This is a genomic window from Sphingomonas sp. HF-S4, assembly GCF_032911445.1.
Taxonomy (GTDB): Bacteria; Pseudomonadota; Alphaproteobacteria; order Sphingomonadales; family Sphingomonadaceae; genus Sphingomonas; species Sphingomonas agrestis.
The window spans coordinates 2,059,602-2,082,615 of sequence record NZ_JAWJEJ010000001.1; the positions used below are offsets into that span (position 1 = coordinate 2,059,602).

Genomic DNA, 23,014 nt, shown 5'->3' on the forward strand with positions numbered 1-23,014 from the left:
CAGCGTTTATCGTATAATTTGTCAGACAGGTTATGCCGATTTCGACCCGATTTGTCCATTGACGCGGCGATTTGGCGCGGCATACTTCAAACCTGTCCAACCGATTCAGGACTCGGCCATAGAAGCCGGCGCGGTCGGACCGAACCAGCTGGGAGGGGCTTATGCACACGATGACCGGCGCTGCCGTCGCTTTGCCGCCAATGAACGCCTTTGCCGAAGTCTATGTGAACCGGCCCTCCGCGCGCGGCGGCCCGGTGACCGCATTGTTCGGCCCGTTCGGGGACTGCGCCTTCGTGCTGGTCCGCCAGGGCGGCTATGGCGACGCCGAGTGCTGGATCGAGAGCGCGACCGGCCGCGTCTCCTATGCCGACCTGCTCGAGGCCGACCGCGCCGGGCTGATCCGGCGCGCTACCTGACCGGCTGGAGCGCCGCCGCGAGTGCCGCGGTGGCGTCGCCGGTGATAAGGTGGATCGGCCGGCCGGGCTGATCCGGGATCACCGTGGCGAGGATACCGGCGCGCGTCAGGCCTGCCGCATCGATCTTCGACACATCTCCAAGATCGACCAGCAGCCGCGTGCCGCGTGCCTGCACCGCGCGGACATTCCCCTCGCCCAGCGCACGCGCGATCGCTGCGGGATCGAATGAGGGCGCCGGGCCTTCGGCGATCGCCGCGCGGACCTCGCCGGCGATCTGGTCGGCCACCGGACCGAACACCACCTGCAGACCGCCATTGTCGAGCTTGAGCACGCCGCGTGCGCCCAGCGCCTTGAGGCCCGCCTCATTCACTGCCGCCTGGTCGGCCACCACCAGCCGCAGCCGCGTGGTGCAGGCATCGACGCTGCGGACATTCGCACTGCCGCCGAGCGCGGCAAGGATCGCCGGGCCGCGCTCGCCCGCCGGGGCCTGCATTGCTGCACCAGGCACCTCGTCCTCGCGACCGGGGGTCTTGAGGTTCCAGCGGCGAATGCTCCAACTGAACGCGGCGTAGTAGATCCAGAAATAGGCCGCACCGACCGGCAGCAGCAGCAGCGGCCTGGTCGCCAGCCCGAAATTGAGCACATAGTCGATCAGCCCGGCCGAGAAGCCGAAGCCGAGCTTCACTCCCAACGCGTCCATCACCACCATCGCGATCCCGGTGAGCACGGCGTGGATCGCGTAGAGCACGGGGGCGAGGAAGATGAAGGTGAACTCGATCGGCTCGGTGACGCCGGTGAGGAACGACGTGAGCGCAAGGCTGAGCAGCAGCCCGCCCACGGCTTTCCGGCGTGCCGGCAGCGCGTTGCGGTACATCGCCAGGCACGCCGCGGGCAGACCGAACATCATCACCGGGAAGAAGCCGGACATGAATGCCCCCGCGCTCGGATCGCCGGCGAAGAAGCGCTTGATGTCGCCGGTCGCGCCGTTGAACTCGCCGAGCAGGAACCAGGGGATGTTGTTGAGGATATGGTGGAGCCCGGTGATCAGCAGCAGCCGGTTGAGCAGCCCGTAGAGGAACAGGCCCACCGGTCCCGCCCCCAGCACCCAGCGACTGAGCGTGTCCACCCCCGCCTCGAACCAGGGGAATCCGAACCCGAAGATCACCGCCCCGGCAAGCCCGGCAAGCCCGGCCACGATCGGCACGAAGCGGCGTCCGGCGAAGAAGGCGAGGTAATCGGGGAGCTTGATGTTCGAGAAGCGATTGTAGAGCACGCCGGCGACGATCCCGGCGGTGATCCCCGCGGCGACGCTAAGCTTGGAGATCTCCTTGGCGCGCCACGCCGCCTGCTCGATCGCCGGCGCCGCGGCGATGTCGGGCGGGAGCTTGAGCAGCACCTTGGCCCCCTCGACCGCGACCAGATAGGCGACCACGCCGGCGAGCGATGCCGCGCCATGGTTCTCGCGCGCGAGCCCGACCGCGACGCCCGCGGCGAACAGGAGACCCAGGTTCGAGAAGATCGCCTCCCCAGCCGCGGCGACGAAGGGGATGCCGAGCATGTCGGCCTGGCCGAGCCGCAGCAGCAATGCAGCGATCGGGAGCACCGCGATCGGCAGCATCAGCGCACGGCCGAGCGGCTGCGCCTTGGCCAACAAGGTTGCGGGTCGGAAGCTCATGCCAATGCCTCGCGGGCCAGGGTGCGGACTTCGGCGGCGGATGCGGCATCGCACGCCTTCTCCGCCAGTGCTGCGCAGGTTTGCATGTCGAGCGTGCGGACCACCGCCTTGAGGCCGGGGATCGCCGCCGGGGTCGCAGAAAGCTCGGTGATGCCCAGCCCGATCAGGATCGGCGCGGCCAGCGGGTCGGAGGCGAGCCCCCCGCACATGCCGGCCCAGCGTCCGGCGTCCTTAGCACCCTTGCCGACCTCGCGGACCAGCCGCAGCACGGCGGGATGCATCGCGTCGATCCGCTGGGACACCGCCGCATTCCCGCGATCGGCAGCGAGCGTATATTGGGTGAGGTCGTTGGTGCCGATCGAGAGGAAGTCCGCCTCACGCGCGATCTGCCCGGCGAGCATCGCCGCGGCCGGGGTCTCGATCATCACCCCGAGTTGCACCCGATCGGCGATGTCGAGTTCGCCGCGAACCTCGTCGAGCAGCGCGCGAACCGGGCGATAATCACCCAAGTCGGCCACCATCGGCAGCATGATCCGGCACTGGCCGGCAGGCACCCCGCGTAGAATCGCGCCCAACTGGAGCCGCATCAGATCGGGCCGGGCGAGGCTCAGCCGCACACCGCGCAAGCCCAGTGCCGGATTGTCCTCGCCCGCCATCGGCAGATAGGGCACCGGTTTGTCGCCGCCGATATCGAGCGTGCGCACGATCAGCGGGCGGTCGCCCAGGGTCGCGGCGATCCGCGAATAGGTCTCGCGCTGCTCCTCCTCGTCGGGCGCGGTGTCGCGGTCGAGGAACAGGAATTCGGTGCGCAGCAGCCCGCATCCCTCGGCGCCGGCGGCGATCGCCGCGGCGGCATCGGCGACCGAGCCGAGATTGGCGAAGATCTCGATCCGCGTACCGTCGGCCATGCGGCACGGCTCGTGCGCGGCCGCGGCTTCGCGGGCACGACGCTCGCGCGTGACAGACAGGCGCTCGCTCGCTTCGGCCAGCGCTTCGGGGCTGGGCTCGACAGCCAAAATCGCGGCATCGGCGTCGAGGATCAGCGGCGTGCCGTCGCCGATCGCCAGCACCCCATCGCCGGCCGCGACGAGCATCGGAATGCCTGCTGACGCCGCGAGAATCGCGACATGCGACGTCGGCCCGCCCGCGGCGGTGCAGATGCCGGCAAGGTTGGCGGTATCGAGCGACAGGAACTGCGAAGGCAGCAGGTCTTCGGCGATCAATATGGTGTGCGGGCGCAGCGCCGGAATGTCCGGACCCGAAGTGCCGAGCAGCGCCGCGATCACCTGGCGTTCAAGGTCCTTGAGGTCGGCAATGCGCTCGATCAGCAGCGCGTCACCGGTGGCGCGGATCGCCTCCGCAGCTCGCACCGTGGCGCTGCGCCACGCGAAGGCGGCGCTGTGCCCGGCTGCGATACCCTCACCTGCGACGCGACGCAGTTCGGGGTCGTCGAGCAATGCCCGATGCGCCTCGGCGATCTCGGCAGCTGGGCCGCGCGTGCCGGCAAGTCCGCCGGCGACTACGGAAAGCGCGGTGTCGAGCGCCACGCGCTCATCGGCGATGCCCCCACCTTGGTCTGGAACCGCCTGATCCGCGGCGCGCAGTTGCAGCGCCTGACCGATCGCCAACCCCGGCGACGCCGTGACCGGGCCGTGCGTCCGGACTACGGGCAGCGCCGGCGCGCTCGCCGCTTCGCCGAGCCCCGACAGGATCAGTTCGGCCACGGCGTCGACCGCGGCGCGCGCATCGGGGCCGACACCCACGATCCGCACCGTGCTTCCGGTGCCCACGCCAAGCCCGAGCAACGCGACGCTGCTGCGCGCATTGGCGCTGTCCTCGGCAGTGGCGAGGGTCACTTCGGCGACGAAGGGCCGTAGCGTCGCTGCGATCCGCGCCGCAGGTCGCGCGTGGATGCCGTGTACCGCCGAAACGGCAACGGTGCGCTCCGCACGCTCTTCGGTGCCCCCGCGGAGGCCGGGGCCCAGTTCCGAGGTACTCTCGACCGCCGCTCCACTCTCTCGAACTTGGTGCGGCTGGGCCCCGGCCTTCGCCGGGGTACGATGAACGACCGCCACTGGAGCACCTGCATCCACGAGCCGACCGGGTTGCTCTATACGAAGCACATAGCCGTCATTGGCGACGACCACCGGCGTGATCAGCGCCTTGGCCGAAACCGCGACGGCATCGAGATCGAACGCGATCAGCACATCGCCCGCAGCAACGCGCTGCCCTGCGAACACCTTGGCGTCGAAGCCCTCGCCGCCGAGCGCGACGGTGTCGAGGCCGATATGCAGCAGCAACTCCGCCCCATTGTCGAGCCGCAGCGTCACGGCGTGGGCGCTCTCGGGGACCGACAGGACTTCACCCGCCGCCGGGGCGCGCAGCACGCCCTCGGTCGGATCGATCGCGAAGCCCTCGCCCATCATTCGCTCGGCAAACACCGCGTCGGGCACGGCATCGAGCGGCGCGAGCCAGCCGGCAAAGGGGGCAGTCAGCGTGATCGTATCGGCGATCATCCCGCTCACGGCACCAACTCGACCGCGTCGATCGCCCACAGCGGCTCGACGCCCTTGGCGGTATAGGTGATGCAGAGCGTCGCAGTGCCGGCGCGCGGCGCGAGGCTGCCGACCAGCCGGGTCAGCCCCGGATTGCCCGCCGCGGGCGCCAGCGGCAGCGTCGCCAGGCGCGGCCCCTGGCACTTGTCCGCATAGACGACGAACTCGCCCTCGGGGCTTTCGGGGGGCATGAACTTGATCCCGTCGCGATCCTTGCCGACCTGGAAATTGAACGGGATCTGCCCGACGGTGACCGCGATCTGCTTCGCGTCGCCCACAGGCGCCTTCTCCCACAGCCAGCACGGATTGAAGATGTCGCTGACGAACACCGCGCGCTCGCCGCTCGCGGGATAATCGTCCTCGAGCGCGAGGACGACCTTGTTGGTGCACGTCTTGAGCGCCTCGTCGCTGCGCCGGTACAGGCTCTGCCGCGTGACCGACTGCGCGATCCCGCCGGGCACCGGGCGGCCGGCGAGGATCGGCTCGGCCTTGAGCTCGAACGGCAGCTTCGCCACGAAGGGCCTTGAATAGACGGGCGACTTTGCCGTCACGCTGCTGCCGTCGGTCGTGTAGCGCATCTTGAGCCCCACCTGGTTGGCGAGCGACACGGTGACCCGGTTGCTGGAGGGCGCGAAGTCGAAGCTCGGCTTGACGTCGAATGCGGCGGTGGATGCTTCCAGCCCCAGATCGCGCATCCTTGCCATCTGGGGCACCACGCGTTCGACGAACCCGCCAAAGTCACGTTTGCCCTTGGCCGACCAGCCGATCTCGGCGACCGCGGCGGCACGCGGGAAGAACTGCAGCGACGCGCGCTCCTCGGTGCGGGTGTGCTCGGTCCACAGATTGGCCTGGAGGCCGAGGACGTGGTGCCGCTGCGCCTCGGGGATCTCAGCGGGGATCGGCTCGAAGGCGTAGACGGTCTTGAGGTCGATCACCTCGAGCCGGCCCGGCGGTTCGTTGTCGCCCATGCCCTGGCGATGGTTGACGTACAGCGTCGGCGCCGGGCTGAGCACCGCGTCGTGCCCGGACTTGGCTGCGGTGATCGCGCCCTCGATCCCGCGCCACGACGTGATCGTCGCATCCGCGGGAACTTCGCCACCTTCGAGGATCTCGTCCCAGCCGATCAGTTTGCGGCCGCGCTTGGTCAGATGCTCGCCGATCCGGTGCATGAACAGCGCCTGGAGCGCGGTCTCGTCGGGGATGCCGATCGCCTTCATCCGCTCCTGGATGCGCGGCGAGCCCTTCCACTGGTCCTTTACCGCCTCGTCGCCGCCGACATGAATGTATTTGGAGGGGAAGAGATCGATCACTTCGTCGAGCACGTTCTCGAGGAATTCGAAGGTCGAATCTTCGACATTGTAGAGCCAGGGGAAGACGCCCCAGTCGCTCTCGGTGCCCGGCGGGATCGCCACGCCGGTGCCGAGCTCGGGATAGGCACGGATCGCCGCCAGGGCATGCCCGGGCATCTCGATCTCGGGGACGATCCTGATGCCCCGCGCAGCGGCATAAGCGACGATCGCCCGGATCTCGTCCTGCGTGTAGAAGCCGCCGACCTGGGGAAGCTGCGGGGCGCCCGCCGCCGTGGCGGGATGCCGCCAGCCCGAAACCTCGGTAAGCTTCGGATAGCGCTTGATCTCGATCCGCCAGCCCTGATCGTCGACCAGATGCCAGTGGAAGGTGTTGAGCTTGTTGACCGCCATCCAGTCGATCAGCTTCCGCACATAGGCCGGCGACTGGAAGTGGCGCGCGCTGTCGAGCATCAGCCCGCGCCAGCCGAAGCGCGGCGCATCGACCACGCCGAACGCCGGCACGCGCACCGCGCCCTTGCCCGGCACCTGCGTCATCGCCTGCCATAGCGTGACCGCACCATAGAGCAGCCCGGCATCGTCGCCCGCAGTGATCGTCGCGCCACGCGGCGTCACGTCGAGGCGATAGCTTTCCGGCTTGCCGGTCGCGGCGCGGACGAAGCGGATCGCCGGCGCCGCGGCGCGCGGGGCAATGGCGAGCTTGAGCCCGCGCGTCTCGGCGACCAGCGCGGCGAAGCGCTCCGCCGCGTTGCGCGCGCCGGCGTCGCCTTCGGGGACCAGCAGCCCAGTCTTGCCGCCGATCGCCAGCGCCCCCTGCCCTGCGCGCACCTCGGCAGGCACGGGCAGCAATGCGGGCACCTGCGCCAGCGCCGAAGTGGAGGCGAGCACGGCGCCGAGCGCCGCCAGCGATCGAGCAAAGGAAATCACACGCGGCTCCCGACGATACCCGACGAGCTTAGGCGGTTTCGCGCCCGGCTCAATCGGCTGTAGCCCTTTCGGGGCAGGCAAAGAAAAGGGCGGCGGAGAGACGATGGCTCGAATCCCCGCCGCCGATGTTCGCGTCGCGTCAGAACTTCAGGCGGACGCCCGCATAGAAGATTCGGCCGTTGTCATAGAGCGCGCGGAAACGCGTCTCGGTGCCCGAATATTGATAGATCTTGTTGTTGGTCAGGTTCACCGCATCGGCGGTCAGCGACAGGAAGTCGGTGAGCTTGACGTTGAGCGAGGCATCGAGCGACTCGGTGCTGCCCTGGTTGAGCGGCGAGGCGCGATCGATATTGATGAAGAATTCCGAGCGATAATTGTACGACGCCCGCAGCGACAGCCAGTCATTCTCGAAATAGCCGGTCAGGTTGAGCGCGTGCTTGGAATTGCCCGGGATCGGATCGCCACTATCCGACTTGGCGTCGGAGTAGGTGTAGTTGACCATCGCCCCGAATGGCCCGAACAGCCGCCGCGACGCCTGGAGCTCGACACCGAAATTGCGGCCGCCCGCACCATTCGAGCGGCGGTTGATGTCGAACAGGCAGCTGTAGAGCTGCTGACCGGCATTGACCACGCTGCAGCGCGACAGGTTCGGGGTCGTGGTCTGGACGGGGAAGGTCTCCTGCGTCGTCCGGTTGACGATATAGCTGGCGATATTCTTGTAATAGAGCGCGCCGGCAAAGATCGTCTCGCGATCGGGATACCATTCGAGGCTGAGGTTGTAGTCGTCCGACTCGTAGCGGTTGACGCTCGGGTCGCCGCCGTCGCCGGTCAGCGTGCCCGGGTTGAGGCTGACGCGGGGGACGATGTCGGTATAGTCGGGACGCGCAATCGAGCGTCCGGCACCGAAGCGCAGGATCATCTGCGGGCTGAGATCGAACCACACGTTCACCGCAGGCAGAAAATCGGTGTAGTTGCGACGGACCTCAATCGGCGCGAAGGTGCCGAACGGGTTATCGACGGCGCCCGGCGTCCCGGCCGGAACGCCCAACTGATTGCCACGCGAGGTCTGCTCGGTGCGGATCACGCGCAACCCGATATTGGCGTGCAGACCCTGGACCTGCGGCTCGCCGACCTTGACCATGACATAACCGCCATAGGTCTTCTCGTTAATGGAATAGTTCTCCGGCGGATTGAGCACGCGCGCGCGATTGGCCGCGGGCTGCGAGCCGAGGATCTGCGCCAACTTGCCCGTATCGACGTTGAAATAGTTGGTCAGCGTACCCGGCAGCGCGATGTTGTCGAGGAAATCGTCGGGCAGCGATCCGCCCGCAAAGTCGGACGACAGACAGGCGCGCCCGCCGCAACCAGTGCCCGCAAGCGGCACGAAGAAGCTGCCATAGGTGGTGGCGTAGAAATAGGCGTTTCGATCGTGATCGGTATATTTGCCGCCGATCTTGATCGACGAGATAGGGCCGCCGACGGGCTGCTCGAAATCGGCGTAGACATATTTCTCCTTGTCGGAATTGCCGACCTGGTGAAGCGAAGCGAAGTCGAAGACCAGGTTGTTCGGCACGGTCGGGTCTACGCCGGTGAAGCTCACCTGCGGCACGCGCCCGGTGATGTCGAAGGTGAACGCGCCGGGGGCACCGCCCTCGTAGAAGGGCTGGTCCTGGGTCTTGCCGCGCGCGCGCGTGTACCCAGCCTTCAAGTGCAGCTTGCCGTCGCCGCCCGTGCGCCAGGTCAGGTCCAAGTCGCCCGAATAGGTTTCGGCGAAGGCGTCGCGATAAATCGCATCGTAAACCACCGCGCGGCCGCCCGGCGTGGAGGTGACGGTGCCCTTGACCACCGTGGCGTCGGTCACGGTGGCATTGGTCAGCGTGCCGCCACCGCCCAGTGCATTGGCCGTCCAGGCGAGATAGTTCTGGTTGAAGTTCGACGCATTGAAGCGCGAATAGAGCCCGGTCGCGATGATCTCGAGATCGTCGCTCGGCTTGAACTGGAGCTCGATATTGCCGCCATAGCGCTCGCGCTCCTGCTGGAACAGCGCCGAGCCGATCAGCGAGGGCACCTGCGCGGTCTGGCCGCCGACGGTGACGGGCTGATAGCCGAGCACTTCGACGCCGTCACGACGGATGCGCCGCTTCTGATAGACACCCCCCAGCAAGACGCCGAAGGTCTCGGCCTCGTTCTTCCAGCTTACCAGCCCGGACGCCTGCGGATCGAACTTGTCCGATCGTTCCGAATAGACCGCCTGCACCGAGGCGTTGAGCGACCAGTTCGGCAAGTCGAGCGGATGGCGGGTATGGACGTTGATCGTCCCGCCGATGCCACCCTCTTCGACGTCCGCCTGGGGCGACTTGTAGACATCGAGCTGCCCGACGATCTCGGCCGGCAGCGTCAGATAGTTGAACGACCGAGTCGCGGCGAGCTGATCGAGGATGAACCAGTCGGCGGTGGCGATGCCGTGGCCGTTGACCAGCGTCTTGGTCAAATTGGGTGCCGTGCCGCGCAGCGAAACGCGCTCGCCCTCGCCGAACTCGCGGTTGATGACGATGCCGGGCACGCGCTGGAGCGCTTCGGCGACGTTCTTGTCGGGGAACTTGCCGATATCCTCGGCCGAGATGATGTCCGCGATCACCTCCGATTGCCGCTTGGCGTCGATCGATGCCTGGAGCGACGCGCGATAGCCGGTGACGACGATGTCCTCGCCGGCCTGCGCTTCCACCGCTGTGGTTTCATCTGCCGTCTGCGCGTGGGCGGCACCCGAAAGCAGCGCTACGGCGCTGGCGGTGCCAACAAGAAGAGCACGAATCCGCATGTCTCATCCCCTTAAGATGATTATTTTGGCATGCGTTTTTATAACCAGTTGCATACCATTGAGCAGACCATCCGTCAGACCACTAAAACCGTCAAGAGGGATTCTTTCATAAATGTGACGAGAAGACGCATTTTTTGACTAGCGTGTGGTATGATATTGGTATTAGTGTTGCGTCAAACGCCCGCAAGTCCAATGGTGGGAACCGAAATGCCGCTTCTGGCCGAAAAGATACGACCCCTTGATGGACCCGGTGGCGGGCCGCTCTACCGGCGGCTGGAGGATGCGCTGCGCGATGCGTTGCGCGATCAGGTGCTCAAGCCCAACGAGGCACTCCCCGCCGAGCGCGATCTCGCCGCCGACCTGTCAGTGTCGCGGATCACGCTGCGCAAGGCGCTCGACACACTGGTGGGAGAAGGGCTGCTGGTGCGGCGCCAGGGCGCGGGGACCTTCGTCGCAGGGCGCGTCGAGAAGCAGTTCGCCAAGCTCTCCTCCTTCTCCGAGGACATGGCCGCGCGCGGGCGCACCGTACGCAGCGAGTGGATCGGCCGCTCGTCGGGCGCGGTTACCCCCGACGAATCGCTGACGCTGGGGCTGAGCCCGGGCACGCCGGTCTATCGCTTCAACCGCATCCGCTTCGCCGACGACACCCCGATGGCGATCGAATATTCGACGATCCCGGGCTTCGGGCTGGAGAGCGAGGACGTGGTCGGCGCCTCGCTCTATGCCGCGCTCGAAGTGAGCGGCAACCGCCCGGTGCGCGCGCTCCAGCGACTGCGCGCGGTACTGTTCGACGCCGGGCAGGCCAAGTTGCTCGGCATCCAGGCGGGCGCGCCAGGGCTCTATATCGAGCGCCGCGGGTTCCTTGCCGACGGCCAGGTAATCGAGGCGACGCGGAGCTGGTATCGCGGCGACGCCTATGACTTCGTCGCCGAACTCGACACGCGAGGCTGATGTGACCGGCGCAGAATCGACAAGGATGTTCCACGAAGCGGCCGAGGCTGCCGAGGTGGTACGCCGCCAGCTGACCGCCAACCAGGCCGTGGTGACTGCGCTCGCCGCCGATCTGCGCGCTTCGCATCCGCGCGGTGTGCTGACCTGCGCGCGCGGCAGCTCCGACCATGCCGCCTTGTTCGGCAAATATCTGATCGAAACGCGGCTGGGCGTGCTGACCACCTCCGCTGCGCCGTCGATCGCGTCGGTCTATGGCGCCGCGGCGGACCTGACGGGCATGCTGGCGATCGGCATCTCGCAATCGGGCAAGAGCCCCGACATCCTCGCGGCGATGCGCGCGGCCAGGCAGGGCGGCGCGCGGACCGCGGCGCTGGTCAACACCGCCGAGTCGCCGCTGGCCGAGGAAGTCGACACCTTCCTGCCGCTCCATGCCGGCGCCGAGATCAGCGTAGCGGCGACCAAATCCTATATCGCCAGCCTCGCCGGGCTGCTCCACCTTGTCGGCGAATGGGCCGGCGACGGCGAATTGCTCGAAGCGCTCCACGGCGCCCCTGCGCTGCTCGAAGCCGCCTGGGCCGCCGACTGGACGCCGATGGTCGATCAGCTCGAACATGCCCAGGGCCTGTACGTCATCGGCCGCGGGCTCGGCTTCGGGATCGCGCAGGAGGCCGCGCTCAAGTTCAAGGAGACCTGCGGGCTCCACGCCGAGGCATTCAGCGCGGCCGAGGTGCGGCACGGCCCGATGGCGCTGGTCGGCCGCGATTTCCCGCTGCTCGTCTTCCGCCAGGGCGACGAGACCGCCGACGGCGTCGACGAACTGGTCGCCGACGTGCTCGCACGCGGCGGCGACGTGCTGGTCAGCGGCGGCAGCGTACCCGGCGCGATCCAGCTGCCGCACCCGGCGGCGCATCCGGCGATCGAGCCGATGCTCCAGATCCAGGCCTTCTACCGCGCAGTCAACGCGCTCTCGCTGCGGCGCGGCTTCGATCCCGACCGCCCTCCCCTGCTCGCCAAGGTTACCGAAACGCTCTGATGATCACTGCTCTGGTCAATGGCCGCGTGCTCCGCGCGGGCGCCCTTCGCGACGGTGAAGCCGTGCTGCTCGACGGCGAGCGGATCGCCGCGATCGTTCCCGCGGGCGATGTCCCCGCCGATGCCGTGCGACACGACCTCGACGGCGCGATGCTGCTGCCTGGCTTCATCGACACCCAGGTCAATGGCGGCGGCGGCGTGCTGTTCAACGATACGCCGAGCGTCGAAGGGATCGCCGCGATCGGCGCGGCGCATCGCCGCTATGGCACCACCGGCTTCCTGCCGACGCTGATCAGCGACGATCTCGACGTGATCCGCCACGCGGTCGCGGCGGTCGACGCGGCGATCGAGGCGGGCGTGCCCGGCGTGCTCGGCATCCATATCGAGGGGCCCTTCCTCAACGTTGAGCGCCGCGGCATCCACCGTGCCGACAAGATACGGACGCTCGACGACGAGGGGCTCACGGTACTGACCTCGCTCCAGCGCGGCCGCACGCTGGTGACGCTGGCGCCCGAGCGGACCACGCCCGCGACGATCCGCCGGCTGGTCGATGCCGGCGTGATCGTCGCCGCGGGGCACAGCAACGCAACCTACGAACAGGCGATCGCCGCGGTCGAGGCCGGCGCGACCGGGATCACCCATTTGTTCAACGCGATGTCGCCGCTCACGTCGCGAGCGCCTGGGCTGACCGGTGCGGCGCTAGAGCGCCCGGAGCTGATTTGCGGGATCATCGTCGATGGGCACCATGTCAGCCCGACGACGCTGGGGATCGCGCTGCGTTGCAAGCCGCCCGAGCAGTTGATGCTGGTCACCGATGCCATGCCCTCGGTAGGCAGCGACGCCGATCATTTCGTGCTGCAGGACCGACACATCACCGTGCGCGACGGCATCTGCCGCGATGCCGACGGCACGATCGCGGGCTCGCATCTCGACATGGCGGCGGCGGTGGCGAACACGGTCAAGCTGCTCGGCGCACCGATCGCAGCGGCGGCGCGGATGGCGGCGTATGCACCGGCCGCCTTCCTGGGGCTGCACGACAGCCTGGGCGAGATCGCACCGGGGTTCCGAGCGGATCTGGTGGCACTGAATGCGGACTTTGCGGTGACCGGCAGCTGGATCGGCGGGGTGCACGAGGGCGCATAACTCCCCTCCCTGCTCGCAGGGAGGGGCCGGGGGTGGGTGCGCGCGTCTGCGCGCTCAAAAGACCCTCTCTCCAAGTACCGCAGCACCGGACAGGGCATCGAGCCCTGCCCGATGCTAAACCCACCCCCAACCCCTCCCTTCCAGGGAGGGGAGCAGCATGTCTACCGCCGCTCGCGCAGCGCTGTCTTGAGCTGCTCCGCCGTGAATGGCTTGGCGAGAAAGCGCACATCGGGACTCTCCGACGCGTTCAAATCCGCCTGGGCATACCCAGTGATGATCAACGCTGGAAAATCCGCCGCCTCGCCACGCACCTGCCGCACCAGTTCGGCCCCCGACATGCGCGGCATCGCATAATCGGTGATCAGCAGGTCGAACGCGCCCGGATCCCGCCGGAACAGTTCGAGCGCATGCGCGCCCTCGGTGACGTGGCGCACCGTATGGCCGAGATCCTCGAGCAGCGCCGCGGTGGTCGCGCGGACGCCATCATGATCGTCGACCAGCAGGATGCGGATCGCAGCGACCGGCGCCTCGGCGGCGGCATCGGCGATGCCGAGCACCATCTCGACCGCGCTGTCGGGCGCGCGCGGCAGCCAGACCTCGACGCACGTCCCCTTGCCGAGCTCGCTGTCGACACGGACCTCGCCGCCCGATTGCTGTGCGAAGCCGTAGACCATGCTCAAGCCCAGCCCGGTGCCCTTGCCCACCGGCTTGGTGGTGAAGAAGGGTTCGAGCACTTGCTCGATCAGCTCGGGCGCGATCCCGCAGCCGGTGTCGCCGACGCCGATCACGACATACTGGCCCGGTGCGAGGCCGGTGCGGCCGACCTGTTCGGTGATCTCGCGATCCTCGGCGGCGACGGTGACTACGCCTCCCTCGGGCATCGCGTCGCGGGCGTTGATGATCAGGTTCATCACTGCCAATTCGAGCTGCGCCGCGTCGGCATAGACCGGCGAGACGGTGTCGGCGATCTTCCAGTCGAGTTCCACCATCCCGCCGAGCGTGTGCGCGAGCAGGCTGGTGACCGATTGCGCGAGCCGCGGGATCTGGATCGAGGCGGGCTCGAGCTTCTGGCGGCGCGCAAAGGCGAGCAGATGCTTGACCAGTTCGGCACCCTGCTCGGCCGCGTGCCGCGTCATCCCGACGATCTTGGCCTGGTCGTCGCTCAGCGGCAGCCGGCGCTCGATCATCCCCAGCCCGCCGAGGACGGCGGCGAGCAGGTTGTTGAAGTCATGCGCGATGCCGCCGGTAAGCTGGCCGATCGCGTCCATTTTCCGCGCCTGGGTAAGCTGGCTTTCCAGTTCCTTGCGCTCGGTGACGTCGAGCAAGGTGCCTGCGAACTCGACCGGATTGCCGTAGGAATCGCGCAGCAGCACCGCCTGGTCGAGGAAATGCTTGTACGTCCCGTCGGCGCACAGCCAGCGATACTCCACCGACAGCGACTGGCCGAGCCGGCGCGCGGTGAGCGCCTCGACCGCGCGGGCCCGGTCCTCGGGATGCAGCCGCTCGACCCACAGGCTGGGCGTCTGCTGGATCTCCTCGAAGGCATAGCCGGTCAGCGCCTGGAAATTGCCGCTGACGAATTTGGGAATGCGCGGATCGGCATCGATCTCCTCCAGATAGAGGATGATCGGGAGCGATTCGATGATTGCGGCCTGGCGCTGCTCGGCGAGGCGGAGTTCCTGTTCGATGCGAAGCCGCTCGGCATTGGCGCGCAGGTTGGCGTCGAGCAGCGCCTGCTCCTGCCGCGCCTTGCGCTGAATCTCCTTGGTCATCGTGAACAGATCGACGAACACCGCGACCTTCGATCGGATCACCATCGGCTCGACCGGCTTGAACACATAGTCCACCGCGCCCATCGAATAGCCGCGCAGCAGGTGCTCGCTCTCCTTGTTCACCGCGGAGAGGAACACGATCGGCACGCGCTTGGTCTGCTCGCGCGAGCGGATGATCTGCGCGGTCTCGTAGCCGTCGATGCCGGGCATGTAGACGTCGAGCAGGATCACCGCGAACTCGGTCTTGAGGAGCTGGCGGAGCGCCTCCTCGCCCGAGGTCGCTACGACGACTTCGGCAACATCCTCGAGGACGTGGGTGATCGCGAGCAGATTGCGTTCGTCATCGTCGACGACGAGCACCTTGGCGCGATCCTCGGCAGCGTGGGGGTCGATCACCAGGGCCTCGGCTATCGTCGCGGTTCTAGTCGGCAGGTTCTTCGCGCGCATCCGAACCTCAAGCCCGCTCGGCCACGATCAGCCCGCCCTGGACCGCGCCGCGCGAGCGGGCGATCCACACGCGCAGCAGCGCGAGTAGCAGGTCGATGTCGACAGGCTTGGCGATATAGTCCGACGCGCCGGCGTCGAGGCATTTCTGACGGTCGCCCTTCATCGCCTTGGCGGTGACGGCGATCAGCGGCAGCTCTGCCAGCTCGACACGCGCGCGGATCTGCTGCATCGTCTCGTAGCCGTCCATCTCGGGCATCATGATGTCGATCAGCGCGATGTCGATCCCCGGTGTCTGCTCGAGGATGACGATGCCGTCGCGCCCGCCCTCGGCATGGAGCACCTCGACCCCATAGCTTTCGAGCACGCTGGTCAGCGAATAGATGTTGCGGATGTCGTCGTCGACGATGAGGATCTTGGCGTTGGCGAGCTCGGGTACCGCGCGCGCCGCCTGGACGACCGCGTCGGTCTGCTCGGGCACCAGCTCGACCACCTGGGGATGTTTCTCGATCCGCTCGGCAAGGTCCCGGAACACTGCCGACAGCGCATCCTTGTCGGCAGGCTTCTCGGTCACCCCGAACGCGCCGAGGTCGAGCGCCTGCGCCACCTTGTCGGCGCCCGAGATGACGTGGATCGGCACATGCCGCGTCTGCGGATCGTGCTTGAGCAGATCGAGCAGCACGAAGCCGTCGATGTCCGACAGCCCGAGATCGAGCGTGATCGCATGCGGCTGGAGCTTCCGCACCATCGCCAGCGTCCCCGCGCCGGCCCCGGACACGACCCCCTTCAATCCCGCCCCGCGCGCGATATCGAGCAGGATCGACGCGAAGGTGGGATCGTCCTCGACGATCAGCACGAACGGATCGCCGCCCAGATTATCGCGATCGTCGCTGAGATCGAGCGAACCCGGCAGCGCGCTCGGCACCAGCGCGCCGCTATTGTCGTAGCGTGCCGGCGTCCCCGCCTGGCCGATCTGCGCCGGCGCGGTTGCCTGGAGCGGCACGAACAAGGTGAAGGTCGATCCGTCGCCCGGCGTCGAGCGGACCTGGAGTTCGCCGCCCAATAGCCGCGCGATCTCGCGGCTGATCGACAAGCCGAGACCGGTGCCGCCATATTTGCGGCTGGTGGTGCCGTCGGCCTGCTGGAACGCCTCGAAAATCAGCTTCTGCTTGTCCTGCGGGATGCCGATGCCGGTATCGGTGACGGCGATCTCGATCGCGGCATCCATGCTGCGCAACACTGGATGGTTGGTGCTCCACCCCCTGGTCGCGGTGCGAACCGCAAGCGTGACGCTGCCCTGCGCGGTGAACTTGAACGCATTCGAGAGCAGGTTGAGCACCACCTGCTGGAGGCGCTTCTCGTCGGTGCGGATCGCCGCGGGCAGGCTCGCGTCGAACTCGACGTTGAAGTCGAGATTCTTGTCCGCGGCGAGCTGGCGGAAGGTGCGGTCCATATGCTGGCGCAACGTCTGCATCGGCATCTCGCCGAGCTCGATCGAGACCGTGCCGGACTCGATCTTCGACAGGTCGAGGATGTCGTTGATCAGGTTGAGCAGGTCCGAGCCGGCGCTGTTGATCGTCCGCGCGAACTCGACCTGCTTGTCGTTGAGGTTGCCCTGCGGATTGTCCGACAGCAGCTTCGAGAGGATCAGTAGCGAATTGAGCGGCGTGCGCAACTCGTGCGACATGTTGGCGAGGAATTCGGACTTGTACTTCGACGTCAGCGCGAGCTGCTCGGCCTTCTCCTCGAGCGCGCGGCGCGCCAGCTCGATCTCGAGATTCTTGCCCTCGACCTGCTTCTTCTCGTTCTCGAGCAGCTGCGCCTTTTCCTGCAGCTCCTCGTTGGTGTTGTGGAGCTCTTCCTGCTTGGTCGTCAGCTCGGTCTGGCGCGCCTGAAGCTCCTGGGTGAGCAGCTGCGACTGCTTGAGCAGCCCCTCGGTACGCATCGTCGCCGCGATCGTGTTGAGCACGATGCCGACCGATTCCATCAACTGGTCGAGGAAGCTCTGGTGGGTCTCGTTGAACTCGCCAAACGAAGCGAGCTCGATCACCGCCTTCACGTCGTCCTCGAACAGGGCCGGAAGGATCGCGACATTGGCCGGCGCCGAATGGCCGAGCCCCGATCCGATCCGCAGAAAGTCGCCCGGCACGTTCTCGAGCACGATCGCGCGCTTGTCCGCCGCCGCCTGGCCGACCAGTCCCTCGCGCAGCTCGAACTTCGCCTTGAGCGCGTCCTTGCTCTCGGCGCCGTAGCTCGCGGCGAGTTCGAGCACCGTATCGTCGCCCTCGCGCGTCGTCACGTAAAACACACCGTATTGCGCGTTCACCAGCGGCGCCAATTCGGACATGATCAGATTCGACACGGTGGTCAGGTCGCGCTCGCCCTGGAGCATCCGCGAGAAGCGCGCGAGGTTGGTCTTGAGCCAGTCCTGCTCCGCATTCTTCAAGGTCTGGTCCTTGAGGTTGCGGATCATCTCGTTGATGTTGTCCTTGAGCGCCGCCATCTCGCCCGACGCTTCCACCGCGATCGAGCGGGTCAAGTCGCCCTTGGTCACCGCAGTCGCCACATCGGCGATCGAGCGCACCTGATTGGTGAGGTTGGCCGCGAGCTGGTTGACGTTGTCGGTAAGGTCGCGCCACAGTCCGGCGGCACCCGGCACCCTCGCCTGCCCGCCCAGCCGGCCCTCGATGCCCACTTCGCGCGCCATGTTGGTCACCTGGTCGCCGAAGGTCGAGAGCGTATCGATCATGAAGTTGATCGTCTCGGCGAGCGCGGCGATCTCACCCTTCGCGTCCACCGTCAGCTTGCGCTTGAGGTTGCCCTGCGCCACCGCGGTGACCACGTCGGCGATGCCGCGCACCTGATTGGTCAGGTTGGTCGCCATCAGATTGACGTTGTCGGTCAGGTCCTTCCACGTCCCGCCGACACCCGGCACCTGCGCCTGCCCGCCCAGCTTGCCCTCGGTGCCGACTTCGCGGGCGACGCGGGTCACTTCGGAGGCGAAGCCGTTGAGCTGGTCCACCATCGTGTTGATGGTGTCCTTGAGCTCGAGGATCTCGCCCTTCACGTCGACGGTGATCTTCTTCGACAAGTCACCGCGCGCCACCGCGGTGGTCACGTCGGCGATGTTGCGCACCTGGCCGGTCAGGTTCGCCGCCATCAGGTTCACATTGTCGGTCAGATCGGCCCAGGTGCCCGCGACCCCGCGCACCTGCGCCTGCCCGCCCAGCTTGCCCTCGGTGCCCACTTCGCGCGCCACGCGCGTCACTTCGCTGGCAAAGCCGTTGAGCTGATCGACCATCGTGTTGATCGTGTTCTTGAGCTCGAGAATCTCGCCCTTCACGTCGACGGTGATCTTCTTGGAAAGATCCCCCAGCGCCACCGCGGTGGTGACTTCGGCGATGTTGCGCACCTGCCCCGTCAGGTTCGCTGCGAGATCGTTGACGTTGTCGGTAAGATCCTTCCAAGTGCCGCCGACGCCCTCGACCTTGGCCTGGCCGCCGAGCTTGCCTTCCGAACCCACTTCGCGTGCCACGCGCGTCACTTCCGAGGCGAACGAATTGAGCTGGTCCACCATCGTGTTGATGGTGTCCTTCAATTCGAGGATCTCGCCCTTCACGTCGACGGTGATCTTCTTGGAGAGGTCGCCTTTCGCCACTGCGGTAGTCACTTCCGCGATGTTGCGCACCTGCCCGGTGAGGTTGCCCGCCATCAGGTTGACGTTGTCGGTCAAATCCTTCCACGTGCCCCCGACGCCCTCGACCTGCGCCTGGCCTCCGAGCTTGCCTTCCGAGCCCACTTCGCGCGCCACGCGCGTCACTTCGCTGGCGAAGCCGTTGAGCTGGTCGACCATCACGTTGATCGTGTTCTTGAGCTCGAGGATCTCGCCGCGCACCTCGACGGTGATCTTCCGCGAAAGATCGCCCTTCGCCACCGCGGTGGTCACGTCGGCGATGTTACGGACCTGGCCAGTGAGGTTCGCCGCCATCAAATTGACGTTGTCGGTCAGATCCTTCCACGTCCCGCCGACGCCCGGCACCTGCGCCTGCCCGCCCAGCTTGCCTTCGGTGCCGACTTCGCGCGCCACGCGCGTCACCTCCGATGCGAAGCCGTTGAGCTGGTCCACCATCGTGTTGATCGTGTTCTTGAGCTCGAGGATCTCGCCCTTCACGTCGACGGTGATCTTCTTGGACAAGTCGCCAGAGGCCACCGCGGTGGTCACCTCGGCGATGTTGCGCACCTGGCCGGTGAGGTTGTCGGCCATCAGGTTCACATTGTCGGTGAGATCCTTCCACGTGCCTGCGACCCCGGGCACCTGCGCCTGCCCGCCCAGCTTGCCCTCGGTGCCGACCTCGCGCGCCACGCGGGTCACTTCGCTCGCAAACCCGTTGAGCTGGTCGACCATCACGTTGATCGTGTTCTTGAGCTCGAGAATCTCGCCCTTCACGTCGACCGTGATCTTCTTGGAAAGATCGCCCGACGCCACCGCGGTGGTCACGTCGGCGATGTTGCGCACCTGGCCGGTGAGATTGTCGGCCATCAAATTGACGTTGTCGGTCAGATCCTTCCACGTCCCGCCGACGCCTTCGACGCGCGCCTGCCCGCCGAGCTTGCCTTCGGTGCCGACCTCGCGCGCCACGCGCGTCACTTCGGAGGCGAACGAATTGAGCTGATCGACCATCGTGTTGATGGTGTTCTTGAGCTCGAGGATCTCGCCCTTCACTTCGACGGTGATCTTCTTCGACAAGTCGCCCGACGCCACGGCGGTGGTCACCTCGGCGATGTTGCGGACCTGACTCGTCAAATTAGTCGCCATCGCGTTGACGTTGTCGGTCAGGTCCTTCCAGGTGCCGGCGACACCCCGCACCTTGGCCTGCCCGCCAAGCTTACCCTCGGTACCCACTTCGCGCGCCACGCGCGTCACTTCCGACGCGAACGAGGCGAGCTGCTCGACCATCGTGTTGACGACCTTGCCGATGCGCAGGAATTCGCCACGCAGCGGGCGGCCGTCAATCTCCACGGTCATCGATTGCGACAAGTCGCCCTTCGCCACCGCGCCGATGACGCGCGCGACTTCGGCGGTCGGCTGGACCATGTCCTCGATCAGCTCGTTGACCGAACGCAGCTTGGCTTCCCAGCCGCCGGTGGCGCCGCGGACATGGCCGCGTTGGGTGATCTTGCCTTCCTTGCCGACGACGCGCGACAGCCGCTCATATTCGGCGGTCATCTCCTCTTCCATCGCGACGACTTCGTTGAACAGCGAGGCGATCTCGCCGTCGGTGCCCGCCAGATCGTCGGGCAGCCGGACCGAGAAGTCGCCCCGGCGGAAGCTGCGGAATGCGGCAACGAGCTGACGGCGATCGAGCGTGTCGCGATGCGGTTCGGCGTTCACCTGGCACTCCTGAAGATCGTTCCCCCGCCCCGAGAACGCTGATCGGCCCCCCGGCCGCGCCCTGCATAGCAACAGCATCAGCGCACGAAAAGCGAATGCGTGCGCGTATTTGAAGGCTATTGCAGCCACGGGTCGAGGCGCTAGGAAGCCCCCGAAACGCGCGGGAAACACTCGAATGACAGATGGCCCGCTTAATGGCGGTCAAACCAGAGGTTTCCAGCTTCATTCGCTCGACCTTCCGATCGGTCTGGGCGCTCGAAATGCTGTGCTTCCTGCGGAAGAATCGTGGGCAACCCTGGTCGCACGGCGATCTGGTTGCCGCGCTGCGCGGCAGCGAACTGCTGGTATCCCAGAGTGTCGGGTCGCTGACCGCGGCCGGACTGGTGGTCGAGGCCGATGGCACGGTGCGCTACCAGCCGGTATCCGAGGCGGTGGACAAGCTGGCGACCGCCGCCGAGGCGCTCTACGCGACGCGGCCCGATGCGGTGCGGCGGATGATCGTCGCCGCGCCGCCCTCCGGCCTCACGCGCTTTGCCGACGCGTTCAAGCTGTGGCCCGACTGAGATGAGCGCCTGGTTTCCGACCATCGTCTATCTGCTCTGCTTCGCGACCAGCGCGACCTGCGCGCTGCTGCTCGGGCGCAGCTATCGACGCAGCGGCATGCGGCTGCTGCTGTGGAGCGCGTTGTGCTTCGGCCTGCTCGCGGCGAACAATTTGTTCGTCATCATCGATCTGGTGCTGATCCGCGATATCGACTTCCAGCTGGTGCGCGTGGGGCTGTCGCTCGCCGCGGTGACCGTGCTGCTGTTCGGGTTCGTCTGGGACATGGAAGAGGAAGCGTGAGCCTGATCGGGTTCCTGTCCGGCGCGGTCACGCTCGGCTTCTCGGTCGCGGCGCTGTTCTTCCTGCGCTTCTGGCGCGACACGCGCGAGGAGTTGTTCCTCGCCTTCGCCATCGCCTTCCTGCTGCTTGGCGTGGCGCAGGCGATCCTAGCGCTGGGCGGCGTGCCCGATGAACTGCGCAGTTGGATATACCTGGTCCGCCTCGCCGCGTTCCTGACGATCATCGTCGCGATCCTCCGGAAAAACCGCGCAGCATAGGCAGCCCCGTCCCGGCGCTGCGCCGGGTCTGCGTTCACAAACACACTGCAACACCAGCGCCGGGGTGACGGTTTGGCTCAACTCGCCTGCCAGCCTCCGCCCAGCGCCTTGAACAGGTCGACCTGTGTTGTGGCGATCTGCGCGTCCGCCGCTGCCAGCGCCGCCTCGGCATCGGCGAAGGTACGCTCGGCGTCGAGCAGCGCGAGGCTGTCGATATCGCCTTCGCGCTGGCGCGCGCGCGAAATGTTGACCGCCGCCTGCGCCTCGGTCTGCGCCGCCTGGAGCGCGGCACGGCGTTCGAGCGCATGGGCATAGGCCGAAAGCGCGGTCTCGGTCTCCTGAAGCGCACCGAGCACGACACCGTCGAAGGTCGCGAGCGCGGCCTGGGTATCTGCCTCCGCGGCCTGCACCCTGGCGCGCGCCGGCTCAGGGTTGATCGCCCAGTTGAGCAGGCCGCCGAGCAGGAAGCGCAGCGGGCCGCCGGTGAAGATGTCGCCGATATCGTTGCCGGTCGAGCCGATCGAGCCGCCGAGCGTGATGCGCGGATAGAGATCGGCGGTGGCGACGCCGATCCGCGCGGTGTTGGCGGCGAGGCGGCGCTCGGCGGCGCGGATGTCGGGGCGGCGGGCGAGCAGCGCCGCGCCGTCGCCGACCGGGATCGGCTGGCTGAGGCGCAGCGTCGTCGTGCGTGCCCGCGCCGTGTCGGGCAGGTCGGCGGGGGCGCGGCCGGTAAGCGTGGCGAGGCGGAACAACGCCGCATCGCGCTGGGCGGCGAACGCAGGTACTTCGGCCTGGCGCTGGTTGCGCAGCGCGCCGATCCGGGCGGTGTCCAGCCGAGTGGCGAGCCCGACGCCTCGACGGCGCTCAGTCAGGTCGATCGACTGGTCGAGCAGCCGGACGATCCGCTCGGCAACCTCGAGCCGCTCGGCGGCGGAGGCGGCATCGGCATAAGCGCGCGCGGTTTCGGCGGCGACGATCACGCGCACGGCGTCGGCATCGGCCTGCGCGGCAGCAAGGTCGCCGCGACCCGCTTCGACGCCGCGCGAGACGCGGCCGAACAGGTCGACTTCGTACGAGACATCGAGCCCGGCATCGACTTGCCAGTTCTCGCGGTCGATGCCGGGCGGGGCCTGCATCTCGGGCACGCGGACATAGTTGCCGCTGGCGCCGACGTTCGCCTGGGGGAGCCGATCGGCCTTGGCGCCGCGCAGCACCGCGCGGGCGCGGGCGATGCGGGCTACCGCGACGCGGATGTCGGTGTTGGCGGCGAGCGCGTCGGTGACGAGCTGGTCGAGAACGGGGTCGTTGTAGAGCCGCCACCAGTTACCCTGGACGGGCTCGGGAGTGACCGCCGCGCTCGTCGCGATAAAGGCGCCGGCGGCGGTCTGCGGGTGGACCGGGGCGGTATAGTTCGGGCCGGCGGCGCAGGCGGCGAGCGCCAGGGCCGAGGCGGTGGCGAGGATATTGCGGTAGATAGTCATT

General features: G+C 67.3%; 14 protein-coding genes. 7 read left to right on the forward strand and 7 right to left on the reverse strand.

Translation table 11 applies throughout. From position 1 onward, the window contains the following. Positions 1-161 precede the first annotated feature (161 nt). Positions 162-416, forward strand: coding sequence for a hypothetical protein (locus RZN05_RS09070; protein ID WP_317226291.1), 255 nt, complete (start codon positions 162-164; stop codon positions 414-416). Here the strand turns inward: RZN05_RS09070 and nagE are convergent. From nagE to RZN05_RS09090, 4 genes are all read right to left on the reverse strand, one after another. Then, the gene (gene nagE / locus RZN05_RS09075) at positions 409-2,091 is read right to left on the reverse strand and encodes an N-acetylglucosamine-specific PTS transporter subunit IIBC (protein WP_317226292.1); all 1,683 of its coding nucleotides are present in this window, start codon (positions 2,089-2,091) and stop codon (positions 409-411) included. The two genes, RZN05_RS09070 and nagE, sit on opposite strands and share 8 nt — an antisense overlap. Further along, positions 2,088-4,616: a phosphoenolpyruvate--protein phosphotransferase gene (gene ptsP / locus RZN05_RS09080; RefSeq protein WP_317226293.1), complete on the reverse strand. Its 2,529-nt coding sequence runs from the start codon at positions 4,614-4,616 to the stop codon at positions 2,088-2,090. The genes nagE and ptsP overlap by 4 nt, the downstream gene beginning before the upstream one ends. Continuing rightward, positions 4,613-6,880: a beta-N-acetylhexosaminidase gene (locus RZN05_RS09085; protein ID WP_317226294.1), complete on the reverse strand. Its 2,268-nt coding sequence runs from the start codon at positions 6,878-6,880 to the stop codon at positions 4,613-4,615. The genes ptsP and RZN05_RS09085 overlap by 4 nt, the downstream gene beginning before the upstream one ends. 139 nt (positions 6,881-7,019) lie before the next feature. Beyond that, positions 7,020-9,698, reverse strand: coding sequence for a TonB-dependent receptor (locus RZN05_RS09090; protein WP_317226295.1), 2,679 nt, complete (start codon positions 9,696-9,698; stop codon positions 7,020-7,022). A gap of 207 nt (positions 9,699-9,905) precedes the next feature. Here RZN05_RS09090 and RZN05_RS09095 point away from each other — a divergent pair, with 207 nt between their 5' ends. From RZN05_RS09095 to nagA, 3 genes are read left to right on the forward strand one after another with little or no spacing between them, the layout of a single operon-like run. Further along, positions 9,906-10,649: a GntR family transcriptional regulator gene (locus tag RZN05_RS09095; protein ID WP_317226296.1), complete on the forward strand. Its 744-nt coding sequence runs from the start codon at positions 9,906-9,908 to the stop codon at positions 10,647-10,649. 25 nt (positions 10,650-10,674) lie between these two features. Further along, complete coding sequence (locus tag RZN05_RS09100) at positions 10,675-11,682, forward strand: SIS domain-containing protein (RefSeq protein WP_317226297.1); 1,008 nt, start codon at positions 10,675-10,677, stop codon at positions 11,680-11,682. After that, entirely contained in the window at positions 11,682-12,824 is a 1,143-nt protein-coding gene (gene nagA, locus RZN05_RS09105) for an N-acetylglucosamine-6-phosphate deacetylase (protein ID WP_317226298.1), read from the forward strand. The genes RZN05_RS09100 and nagA overlap by 1 nt, the downstream gene beginning before the upstream one ends. Positions 12,825-12,985: 161 nt before the next feature. Here nagA and RZN05_RS09110 read toward each other — a convergent pair whose 3' ends face one another. Beyond that, positions 12,986-15,043 (reverse strand): response regulator, encoded by a 2,058-nt coding sequence (locus RZN05_RS09110; protein ID WP_317226299.1) that lies wholly within the window; start codon positions 15,041-15,043, stop codon positions 12,986-12,988. Positions 15,044-15,050: 7 nt separating this feature from the next. Beyond that, positions 15,051-20,432, reverse strand: a complete 5,382-nt coding sequence (locus tag RZN05_RS09115; protein ID WP_317226300.1) for a HAMP domain-containing protein — start codon at positions 20,430-20,432, stop codon at positions 15,051-15,053. Positions 20,433-20,626: 194 nt separating this feature from the next. Between RZN05_RS09115 and RZN05_RS09120 the strand changes: the two genes are divergently transcribed. From RZN05_RS09120 to RZN05_RS09130, 3 genes are read left to right on the forward strand one after another with little or no spacing between them, the layout of a single operon-like run. Next, complete coding sequence (locus RZN05_RS09120; RefSeq protein ID WP_317226301.1) at positions 20,627-20,995, forward strand: hypothetical protein; 369 nt, start codon at positions 20,627-20,629, stop codon at positions 20,993-20,995. Position 20,996: 1 nt separating this feature from the next. Further along, on the forward strand, positions 20,997-21,275 hold the full coding sequence (locus RZN05_RS09125; protein WP_317226302.1) for a DUF5985 family protein: 279 nt from the start codon (positions 20,997-20,999) through the stop codon (positions 21,273-21,275). Continuing rightward, positions 21,272-21,532, forward strand: a complete 261-nt coding sequence (locus RZN05_RS09130; RefSeq protein ID WP_317226303.1) for a DUF5985 family protein — start codon at positions 21,272-21,274, stop codon at positions 21,530-21,532. The genes RZN05_RS09125 and RZN05_RS09130 overlap by 4 nt, the downstream gene beginning before the upstream one ends. 77 nt (positions 21,533-21,609) lie before the next feature. Here RZN05_RS09130 and RZN05_RS09135 read toward each other — a convergent pair whose 3' ends face one another. Further along, the gene (locus RZN05_RS09135; RefSeq protein ID WP_317226304.1) at positions 21,610-23,013 is read right to left on the reverse strand and encodes a TolC family protein; all 1,404 of its coding nucleotides are present in this window, start codon (positions 23,011-23,013) and stop codon (positions 21,610-21,612) included. Position 23,014: the final 1 nt, after the last annotated feature.

Excerpts from the sequence above, each read along its gene's own strand:
- nagA (WP_317226298.1), top strand. The coding sequence starts at position 11,682 with ATGATCACTGCTCTGGTCAATGGCCGCGTGCTCCGCGCGGGCGCCCTT.
- RZN05_RS09135 (WP_317226304.1), bottom strand. The coding sequence starts at position 23,013 with ATGACTATCTACCGCAATATCCTCGCCACCGCCTCGGCCCTGGCGCTC.
- RZN05_RS09120 (WP_317226301.1), top strand. The coding sequence starts at position 20,627 with ATGGCGGTCAAACCAGAGGTTTCCAGCTTCATTCGCTCGACCTTCCGA.
- RZN05_RS09090 (WP_317226295.1), bottom strand. The coding sequence starts at position 9,698 with ATGCGGATTCGTGCTCTTCTTGTTGGCACCGCCAGCGCCGTAGCGCTG.
- RZN05_RS09100 (WP_317226297.1), top strand. The coding sequence starts at position 10,675 with ATGTTCCACGAAGCGGCCGAGGCTGCCGAGGTGGTACGCCGCCAGCTG.
- nagE (WP_317226292.1), bottom strand. The coding sequence starts at position 2,091 with ATGAGCTTCCGACCCGCAACCTTGTTGGCCAAGGCGCAGCCGCTCGGC.
- RZN05_RS09125 (WP_317226302.1), top strand. The coding sequence starts at position 20,997 with ATGAGCGCCTGGTTTCCGACCATCGTCTATCTGCTCTGCTTCGCGACC.
- RZN05_RS09095 (WP_317226296.1), top strand. The coding sequence starts at position 9,906 with ATGCCGCTTCTGGCCGAAAAGATACGACCCCTTGATGGACCCGGTGGC.
- RZN05_RS09110 (WP_317226299.1), bottom strand. The coding sequence starts at position 15,043 with ATGCGCGCGAAGAACCTGCCGACTAGAACCGCGACGATAGCCGAGGCC.
- RZN05_RS09070 (WP_317226291.1), top strand. The coding sequence starts at position 162 with ATGCACACGATGACCGGCGCTGCCGTCGCTTTGCCGCCAATGAACGCC.